This is a genomic window from Peterkaempfera griseoplana, from assembly GCF_001418575.1.
GTDB classification, from domain to species: domain Bacteria; phylum Actinomycetota; class Actinomycetes; order Streptomycetales; family Streptomycetaceae; genus Peterkaempfera; species Peterkaempfera griseoplana.
This window is the reverse complement of the sequence record NZ_LIQR01000756.1, coordinates 1-1,283: the sequence shown is the minus strand read 5'-3', so window position 1 is coordinate 1,283 and position 1,283 is coordinate 1. Positions and strand designations below refer to the sequence as shown.

General features: G+C 72.6%; 1 protein-coding gene. It reads right to left on the bottom strand.

The features are described 5' to 3' along the window. Window positions 1-893 (bottom strand): hypothetical protein (locus AOK09_RS36445; RefSeq protein WP_055591451.1); only part of this gene is annotated, 893 nt, incomplete at its 3' end. Window positions 894-1,283: the final 390 nt, after the last annotated feature.

Genomic DNA, 1,283 nt, shown 5'->3' with positions numbered 1-1,283 from the left:
TCGACCGTCAGCAGCAGCCGCATCGGTGCGGAGCAGGCCTGGCAGTCCACGGGGTAGGGGTCGGTCGCGTGCCAGGAGGCGAAACCGCCGACGTGCCAGCCGGGCGGAATGGACAGGTCGTACTGGTAGGCGACAGGGTCGGCCTCCTCCTCGCGGGTTTCCTTCCCGCGGACCTCCGATGCCAGGACCGCCGATGCGAGGGCTTCCTCTTCAAGGGCCTCCTCCCAGGCATCGATACGGGCGCGCAGATCATCGGGCAGCAGGCCGGCGAACGGGTAGGTGGTCACCTGCTCCGGGTGCAGCACACAGGGCTCGGGCACGAACCCGTCGCCTCCGACGACCTGCGGCAGCGGTGGTGACTCCAGCACCTCGATCACCTCCCACGATCGACGCCAGCGCAGGTCCAGGGCCAGGCCGTACCCGTTCGCACCGTGTGCGTTGAAGGGGCACCAGAAGACCTGCAGCAGGTCGCAGCCGTCCGGCCCCTCCGGCAGGTCGGGCAGATCACGCCGGTGGAGCTGTGCCAGGCCGATCATCGGCAGCGGCTCGGTGTCGGACACCTCCGCAAGCCGGTGCTCCCGGTGCAGCTCGTTCAGCAGGCTTCGTTCCTCCTCGGTGGGGCCCGACGCCGGGTCGCGCGTCCATGCCTGAGCCAGGACCTGCCGCCACCGGTGGATGTCGGCCGGGACCCGCCCACGCCCGCGACTGTGGGGCCGGGTGCACATCGGCCAAGGCTCGTCCGCAGGCCACAGCATCGGCCCGCCCACCGAACTGTCCGACGCCCCCGGCCTGCCCGGCCGGGGGTGGAGCCGCGTCGTCGTGCCCCGGTACGCGGCCAGTTCCGGGAAGAGCGCCTCCACATCGAGTGGGCGCGGCGGCGTGGTCCTCGTCATGGACGCGACCCTAGTGCTCCGGCCGGACACGCCGACCGGGCCGGTGCGGCGGGGGATATCGGGTGACTTCCAGCGGCCGGGTTCCGCGCTCGAGGACCCGGGTTGTGGACGTCGCGGGGCGGATGCCCTCGCACCCGGACTCGCCGCCGGATGGGCCTCGTGGCGTCGGTGACCGCCGGCCGCAGCAATCCGCTGCTCCGGAAGGCCGAGCCGTTCAGGGACGGTCTCCCGATTGCCGCCCCGGAGCTGCGCCGGCCGTTCGAGGCGTGTCACGCGGCGCCGGTGGCCCGACGGCCGGGCGCCGCACCCGGCGGCTGGTCCGCGGTTTGTTCACTGGCCGTACGATTCGTCCTATGGAGCAGCGAGTACTGGGCAGGACGGGCCGCAAGG